At 70.9% G+C, this 7,799-nt stretch carries 9 protein-coding genes and 1 pseudogene; 7 read left to right on the top strand and 3 right to left on the bottom strand.

Annotation, left to right across the window (positions count from 1 at the left end):
- Positions 1-92: 92 nt before the first annotated feature.
- The 7 genes from AC08OX_RS12250 (at position 93) to AC08OX_RS12220 (ending at position 5,993) form a co-directional block, all read left to right on the top strand.
- The gene (locus tag AC08OX_RS12250) at positions 93-1,031 is read left to right on the top strand and encodes a hypothetical protein (protein WP_476607938.1); all 939 of its coding nucleotides are present in this window, start codon (positions 93-95) and stop codon (positions 1,029-1,031) included.
- A gap of 53 nt (positions 1,032-1,084) precedes the next feature.
- Complete coding sequence (locus AC08OX_RS12245) at positions 1,085-1,189, top strand: hypothetical protein (protein WP_476607937.1); 105 nt, start codon at positions 1,085-1,087, stop codon at positions 1,187-1,189.
- Between the two features lie 72 nt (positions 1,190-1,261).
- A complete protein-coding gene (locus tag AC08OX_RS12240) occupies positions 1,262-1,492 on the top strand; it encodes a hypothetical protein (protein WP_476607936.1) in 231 nt (76 codons plus the stop codon).
- Positions 1,493-1,539: 47 nt separating this feature from the next.
- Complete coding sequence (gene pepN, locus AC08OX_RS12235) at positions 1,540-4,131, top strand: aminopeptidase N (RefSeq protein ID WP_476607935.1); 2,592 nt, start codon at positions 1,540-1,542, stop codon at positions 4,129-4,131.
- Positions 4,132-4,303: 172 nt separating this feature from the next.
- The gene (locus AC08OX_RS12230; RefSeq protein ID WP_476607934.1) at positions 4,304-4,876 is read left to right on the top strand and encodes a DUF6529 family protein; all 573 of its coding nucleotides are present in this window, start codon (positions 4,304-4,306) and stop codon (positions 4,874-4,876) included.
- A gap of 22 nt (positions 4,877-4,898) precedes the next feature.
- Positions 4,899-5,381 (top strand): Rieske (2Fe-2S) protein, encoded by a 483-nt coding sequence (locus AC08OX_RS12225; protein WP_476607933.1) that lies wholly within the window; start codon positions 4,899-4,901, stop codon positions 5,379-5,381.
- 60 nt (positions 5,382-5,441) lie between these two features.
- Positions 5,442-5,993 carry an FHA domain-containing protein gene (locus AC08OX_RS12220; RefSeq protein WP_476607932.1) on the top strand — a complete coding sequence of 184 codons (552 nt, stop codon included), beginning with the start codon at positions 5,442-5,444 and terminating at the stop codon, positions 5,991-5,993.
- Positions 5,994-6,024: 31 nt separating this feature from the next.
- Here AC08OX_RS12220 and AC08OX_RS12215 read toward each other — a convergent pair whose 3' ends face one another.
- The 3 genes and pseudogenes from AC08OX_RS12215 to AC08OX_RS12205 form a co-directional block, all read right to left on the bottom strand.
- The gene (locus AC08OX_RS12215) at positions 6,025-6,342 is read right to left on the bottom strand and encodes a hypothetical protein (RefSeq protein ID WP_476607931.1); all 318 of its coding nucleotides are present in this window, start codon (positions 6,340-6,342) and stop codon (positions 6,025-6,027) included.
- Positions 6,343-6,355: 13 nt separating this feature from the next.
- Positions 6,356-7,155: pseudogene (locus AC08OX_RS12210) on the bottom strand (class I SAM-dependent methyltransferase).
- Positions 7,156-7,251: 96 nt separating this feature from the next.
- Complete coding sequence (locus AC08OX_RS12205; protein ID WP_476607930.1) at positions 7,252-7,392, bottom strand: hypothetical protein; 141 nt, start codon at positions 7,390-7,392, stop codon at positions 7,252-7,254.
- Positions 7,393-7,799 lie beyond the last annotated feature (407 nt).

Below are 7,799 nucleotides of genomic sequence, written 5' to 3'. Positions count from 1 at the left end.
CGTCACCGATCACAACGTAGCGTGATCTCTGCGCGGCCCTGGGGTTGTACGTACTGCTTCGGCAGAATCGTGATCCTCGTAACTGGCGATTCGTGCGGCGCAACTTCATGGGCTGCCTGATCGGCGTGTGCGGCATCTACATCCTGTATGCGGCCGCGAAGAACGAGCTGTTCGAGGGGCCCGGCCACGTCTCGCTGGAATGGGCGATCAGATGGCAGCTGTTCGACCGGGCCCCGAGCGGCAGCGTGCTCGACACCGGCAGTGACACCTACCATGTCGTGCGGTCCTGGCTCGATCTTGATCCCTACCTGGTCCTCGCCGGTATTGCGGCCGCGGTTCCCCTGCTCGCCCTGCGGCGGCTGCGGGTCGCAGCCGGACTACTGCTGCTGCAGTTTGCCTTCGTCTTCCGCAACGGCTACCTGCCCAACCCCTACGTCACCGCGATGCTCCCGTTCGCAGCGTTGTGCGTGGCAGGGTTGCTCGACGCCGTCCTGCCGAGTGGAGCACGGCCGCGACGCGGTCCGCCGCATCATGCCTGGCCGGGGCCGGGGGCAACCGCGTCCATGATCGTCAATGGCCTGCGCTGCCTCGTGGTCCTTGTGGCCCTGTCCGTGGCCGCCGCGACGGTGATCCCGGACTGGACACCGAAAATTCGCATCGCGCTCACCCAGGACGCGAGTGCCCCGAGCCGGGAGGCGACCCGATGGTTCCTCGCGAACGTTCCCCCGGAGGGCATCGTTATCACCGACGACATCGCCTGGACCGACCTCACGATCGCCGGGCGCCGGCCGCTGCCGGTGTGGTTCTACAAGCTGGACCTCGACCCTCAGGTGCGCGGCCGGTTCCCCCACGGCTGGCGTGATGTCGACTACCTGATGATGGGCAAGCCCCCCGACTCGGTGCTCGCTGAGGTCCCGCTCGTCGCCGAGGCGCTCCGGCACTCGGTGGTCCTCAAGTCGTTCGGCGATGGAGAGATCGAGATTCGCCGGGTCATCGTCCCGGACTGCCGCGGCCGGCCCGACCGGTGCTGAACCCGTGACATCTTCCTCTCCAGCTGACCGGCCGTGGACTGACGACGCGTCCGATGGGCCAGGTCGACGGAAACCCGATCTTCACCATCGACTTCGACTTCGTCGGTCATGAGCTGGTCGTCCAGCGCCTGGACGGCGAGACGATCTCATTTCCCTGATCGCGCAGTCGGTAGCGTCGTTCTACCGCCGCACCTTCGACGCGCTGGCGGCGCTCGGCATCAAGATCCGCCTTGACCATCCGCATCCGTGCCGTCCTCCCGCTCGCGGCCCTCGAACGCGGCCCGGACCGGCGGGCCGGCGTTCTCGACTTCTACGACAGCGCCTACCGGGCCGGCGCCTACCGGGGGGCCTACCGGGCCGGTTGGGACATCGAGCGGTTCGCCTGCCCCACGGCGTCACCGACCCTGTCCTCGCCTCCGGGCACTGACATCAACGGGCCACCCGGCAAGATCGGGGGGTGACCAGGTCCACGTCGGACGGGCGGCGAGGCATCTCATAGGTTCGCCGTATGCACAGCCTCACCCGGGACGAAGCCCTCGCCCGCGCCGGCCTGGTCCGCGTCGATGGCTACGAGATCGAGCTCGACCTGACCGCGGCGCGCACGTCGACGGAGTTCGGCTCGACGACCAGGGTGCGCTTCAGCCTCCGTCCCCCCACGGACGGCTCCCTCGCCACGGCCGGCTTGTCGGCGGACGGCGAACCGGCACCGGCGACGTTCGTCGAGCTCAAACCGGCATCCATCCAGCAACTGTGGCTCAACGGCCAGCCGCTGGACCCCTCCGCCGTCGACGGCAACCGGCTCCCCCTCGCGGCGCTGCACGCGACGAACGAGCTCGTGGTGACGGCTACGATGAGGTACTCGAACACCGGCGAGGGACTGCACCGGTTCACCGACCCGGAGGACGGCGAGGTCTACCTGTATGCGCAGACCTTCCTCGACGACGCCCAGCGGATGTTCGCCTGCTTCGACCAGCCCGATCTCAAGGCGCCGGTGCGCCTGAGCGTGGCCGCACCCCCCGACTGGACGGTGCGGGCGAACGGTGCCGGGAAGCAGACCTCGCCGGGGCGGTGGGAGTTCACCGAGACGGCACCCCTGGCGACCTACTTCGTGACGGTGGTCGCGGGGCCGTACCACCTCGTCGAGGACTTCCACGACGGCATCCCACTCGGGCTGCTCTGCCGCCGCTCACTCGCGCCGTACCTCGACGCCGACGCGGCGGAGATCTTCGGCGTCACCCGGGCCTGCCTGGACCGCTACCACGAGCTGTTCGCGAGCCGGTACCCGTTCGGGACCTACGATCAGGCGTTCGTGCCCGAGTTCAATGCCGGCGCGATGGAAAACCCGGGGTGCGTGACCTTCCGGGACAAGTTCGTGTTCCGCTCGGCGGTGACCGAGGCCGAACGGGAGCTGCGTGCCGTCGTCATCGCCCACGAAATGGCCCACATGTGGTTCGGTGATCTGGTCACCATGCGCTGGTGGGACGACCTGTGGCTGAATGAGTCGTTCGCCGAGTACATGGGCTATCGGGTGACCGCCGAGGCGACGCGGTTCACCGGGGCGTGGACCAGCTTCGCCGTCGGTCGCAAGAGCTGGGGCTACGCCGCCGACCAGCGGCCGTCGACGCACCCGGTGGCCCCGGCCGACGTCCCCGACACCGCACTCGCCCTGCTGAACTTTGACGGCATCTCCTACGCCAAGGGAGCGTCGGCCCTGCGGCAGCTGGTCGCCTGGGTGGGCGACGGCTCCTTCCTGACGGGGCTGCGGACGTACTTCGCCCAGCACGCCTTCGCCAACGCGTCCCTGGCCGACCTGCTCGCAGCGCTGACCACGGCGAGCGGCCGGGACCTCGCCGGCTGGGCCGAGGTGTGGCTGCGCCACGCACAGGTCAACACGCTGCGCCCCGAGATCACGATCGGCTCCGACGGCCGCCTCGCGCAGGTCGCAGTGGTCCAGACGGCACCGCCGACGCACCCGACGCTGCGTCCGCACCGCATCGGCATCGGCGTCTACGGCCCGACCGAGCCGACCGAGCCGACCGAGCCGATCGTGCTGCTCCGCCGGGTGGAGGTGGACATCGATCCGGCGGCGCCGGGCGGGCGCACCGGGATCGCGTCACTGGTCGGGAGCGAGGCGGGACGCCTGCTGCTGGTCAACGACGGCGACCTGACCTACGCCAAGATCCGTTTCGTCCCGGCCGACCTCGCCGCTTTGCCCACCGTCCTGCCGCGGACGGCCGATCCGCTTGCCAGGGCGATCATCTGGGCGGCCGCGGCCGACGCGACCCGGGACGCCGAATGGCCCGCCGCCGACTATCTGACGCTCGCCGCGGGTGCGCTGCCCCGGGAGACCGAGATCGCCGTCTTCGAGGACGCCCTGCGTTTCGCCCGGGCCACCGTGCTGAACCGCTATCTCGCGCCGTCGGCGCGACCGGCGGCGGCGCAGGCGCTCCACGCCGCCTGCGCGCGGGCCTTCGCGGTCGCCGCACCGGGAGGCGGTCATCAGCTCTCCGCCGCCCGCGGGGTCATCGGGTGTAGCGGACCGGCGCAGGTGGGAACGCTGGCGGCGTGGCTCGCCGGGACGGACGTGCCGGCCGGACTGGTCATCGACCCGGAACTACGCTGGACTCTGCTGCACCGGCTGGTCGTACTCGGGCGGGCCGGGGAGGCGGAGATCGCGGCCGAGAGCCGGCGTGATCGCAGCGCCCGGGCCGCCGAGCATGCGGCGCGGGCCCGCGCCGCCGTTGCCGATCCCGAGGCGAAAGCCCGGGCCTGGCGGACGATCGTGGACGACGACACGATGTCCGCCCGGCTGGTCGCCGCGACGGCCGAGGGTTTCTGGCAGCCCGAGCAGGCGGATCTCACCGACGGGTACGTCTCCCGCTACTTCGAGCAGATGCCGGCGATGGCGGCCCGGCGATCCCCGCACGCCGCCCGGCAGATCGCCACCCACGCCTATCCGCAGTTCGCCGTGTCCGTGGGGACGGTGCGGGAGGCGGACGCCCTGCTGGCCCGCGACCGTCTCGACCCGCTCCTGCGCCGCGTCGTCGTCGACGCGACCGACGAACTCCGCCGAGCGGTGCGGGCCCGTCTCCGGCCCTGACATCGGGCCCGTCTCCGGCCCTGACGCCGGGCCCGTCTCCGGCCCACCCGTCATCCGGCCGGCGACATCGTCATTCCACTGACGATGTCATCCCGCCGACGACTCTGGACGCGCCCGCGCTCTTTCCGGCATAGTTCGCGCAGCAAGGATGTCTCAGGGGACGGGAGGCGGTATGGCAGCCGGCACGGACCGGGCCGAACGGCAGACGAGTGCGGGTACAGCATTAGGCGTTACTTTGTTGGTCGGTGCCGCCGTCGCGGTGTCGACCGGTGTGTACGCGAGGGTTCACGAACCGGCCGGGCGGCCGCTGTTCACCCTCGGTTTTTCTGGCCTGCTGCCGATGAAGGCGTGGCTGACGACGGCCGCCGCCGTTCTGCTATTCGTTCAGCTGGCCACGGCACTGTGGATGTGGGGACGGTTGCCCGGCGCAGGCCCGGCACCGAGCTGGGCCGGTCCGCTGCACCGATGGAGCGGGACGACCGCGTTCGTCCTCACCCTGCCGGTGGCCTTCCAGTGCATCTGGGCGCTGGGCTTTGCCAGCGATGGCACCCGGGTGCTCCTCCACAGCCTCCTGGGCTGCGCCTTTTACGGGGCCTACGCGGCAAAGATGATCAGCCTACGGACTAGCGGGTTACCGGGGTGGGTACTGCCCGTCCTCGGCTCGACGGTTCTCGTTTCCCTGGTCGCAATCTGGTTGACGGCTTCACTGTGGTTTTTCACCCGGTCCGGTATTCCGCACGTCTGAACAGGATCCCGAGGAAAAAGTCATGACGCAGGAAGCACCGACGCGGCGCCTCGTGGTCCCCGGCATCGCGGTCACCGTCGCCGCGGGTGCCGTCGGGTATGTCGTCGCCAGCAGCGGCGACGCGGCCGATTCGAAACCACGGCAGGCAACCGCGGGCGGGACCCGCGCGGGTGGCGACGGTTCGGGCGCGGGTAACGGCGGTGGCCAGGCCGGCGGCGCAGCGCCCCTCGCCCGGGTCGACGAGGTGCCGGCCGACGGCGGTCTCATCCTCGGCGACGCCGGCCTGGTGCTCACGAGGAATGCCGCCGGCACGATCCAGGGTTTCTCCACCGTCTGCACCCATCAGGGCTGCTCGGTGAACGCGATCGCGAAGGGCCGCATCCTCTGCCCGTGCCACGGCAGCGCCTTCGACACCCGCACCGGGGAACCCGTCGCGGGGCCGGCGAAACAGCCGCTGCCGCCGGTCGCCGTCACCGTCCGCGACAACGCGGTCTTCCCCGCCTGACCCCCGCGCCCCGATCGCCCGGATCTCGGCAGGAGCCGGATCCTCCCAGGAGGAGAAACAGTGGACCCGACAGGGCTGCGGATCACCGTCCCGTCCGGCCAGAGCGTGCTGTCCGCCGACCGCAGTCACGTCGTCGGCCGCGGCCGTGACTGCGATGTCGTCATCGCGGACGGCCGGGTGTCTCGGCGTCACGTCCTGCTGGAGCCCCGCGGCGATGCCGGGTGGCTCGCCCGGGACGTCAGTTCCAACGGCATCTGGGTGGACGGCGCCCGGACCGGCAGCATCGCCCTGAACGACGGCGAGGTGCAGGTGCACCTCGGCGCGGCGAACGGGCCGACGGTCGTCCTGGCCCCGGTCAGTCCCACGCCGCGGCGCCCGCCCGCCGCGCCCGACGACCCGGACGTCGGGAATCTGGCGACCGTGCTGGCCGGCCAGGGCGGCCGTGGCCGCATCGATCCCAGCCCCGTCCCGGCGGGGGCGGACTCCGCCCAGGTTCCGGCCCAGCGTCACGCCGGCCACTCGCCCGTGGCGAGCTGGCTGCGCGCTCTGCCCACCCTCGTGTGGCTCGCCGCGGTCGGCTTCACCCTCGGCGCGTTGCTCGCGCTGTCCTGAGCTCCGGCCGGCCCTCCGGCCGGCCAGGCACTCACCCATCGGTCGTGGACCCGGACGGCAAGCCCGTCCAGACCGGTAGGGGCGCGGCGTGGGGTAGCGGGGACGGCAGGATGTGGCCCAGGCGCGGCTGGGCCACGAGCCGGAGCCGGGCCGCGAGCGGCTGTGGGCCGGATCCGGGCGGGTGGGCCTTGAGCACGACGTCACCGTGGCGCACGATCAGCCGTTCACCGTGGTGCGACAGCACGACGGGAGCCTTCCGGCCGCCCGGTCGGAGCCGGCGGGCGAGGTCCGCCATGCCCGTCAGCAGAGCGGCGTGCGGGACGGCATCGCCAGTCAGCGTGGTCGTCACGAGGCCGATGCCTTCACCGCGTCGGCTTGCGTAGCCGCCAGATGCATTCGGAGGGCCAGCGGCGCGCCCATGCCTCGTCGCCGCGTTCGGGCTGGGCGGGTGCCGGTTCCTCGCTGTGACTGTCGGATGCCGGCGGTGCCGGGCGGGGTTCCAGAAGATCTTCGATGACGAGGTCGTTGTCCCGGAAGAGCCTGATCCAGGTGCCGTAGGGAAGGTTGGCGCTGACCAGGCCGTCGGCCTCGGCCAGCAAACGCAGCCCGAAGTAGTCGCGGGTCAGGCGACTGCCAGGGGCGTCCCGGCCCGGCGCCACGGTGATCTCGTAGATCGGGCTGACGTGGCTGAAGGCGAGCAGGCCGCCGGGGCGCAGTACGCGTGCGGCTTCCGGCACGGCCCGGAAGGGGTCCGCGAAGGAGAAGGCGCCGTGGTCGGCGAAGACGATGTCGAACGAGTCGTCGGCGAAGGGCACCGCCTCAGCACTCGCCTGGATCAGGGGGAAGGACAGCCCGGTCTCCGCGGCGAGCCGTCTGCTGTGGTGCAGCTGCCGTTCGGAGAGGTCCAAGCCGATCGGTCGGCCCCCCGCCGGACCAGCGCGCTCGACCACTGGCCGCCCCCGCAGCCCATCTCCAGGATGTCCCGTCCGGTGACCTCACCGAGCACGCCGAGCCGTGATTCCGGAACAGCCCACAGCCCCCAGGAGATGTCGCCGGTGAACACCTGCCGGCGGATCTGCGGGGCGTTCAGCCGCTGGTAGTCGTCGGAGATCTCGTTCCAGCGGGCACGGTTGGTCCGTACGTGGGCAGCATTATTGATCATCTATCCCTCGTCCTTCTCCGGGTGGCCACGGACTGCGCGCCGACCGCGGTGCCGGGGCAGGCCACCGCGGCACGACGGCCTGCCTGCCTCGACGAATCAGTCGGTAATCGTATGAGACCAGGATGATCCGGGCGCGCCCGTGGCCGGTGATGCCTCGCAGCTCGTCAGCGGGTCGGTGCGCCCGGCCTCGTGCCGCGGCCGGGCACCAATGATCGCCCCGTCGTTCTCGACACCCACCAGGAGCACTCCTGCGCTCGCCGTTGGCGAGGCACACGGCCGCTTCGACGAGGTCGCGGTCGTCCAGTCGCTCCCGCCGCTCATCATGGCGCCGGCCCGGGGGTCAAAATGTAGGCAAAGTAGCCGGACGAGTGATGGATGGGATGAGTACGGTGCGCCTGTCTCCCGGATGACGCCCTGGTGGTGGATGCGTCTGGACAGGCTGTGATGGAGCGTGCACCCTTGATCGCGTGGCGAGACAACGAAAAAGATCCAGTCGGTATTTTGTAGCTGTTCAGCTCGGGTGAGAGGCCCTGCGCTTGTGTTTGCGCAGGCCGGGGTGGCCGTCGGCGGGTATCGGGTGTGCTGTCCGCGGGCGGCTCGGTGGGGCGGGGTCGTCAGCCGGGTTGGGCGGCGGGTATCGGGTG

The organism is Frankia sp. CoBUL1 (assembly GCF_978021245.1).
This window is presented reverse-complemented; position numbering and strand designations above follow the sequence as displayed.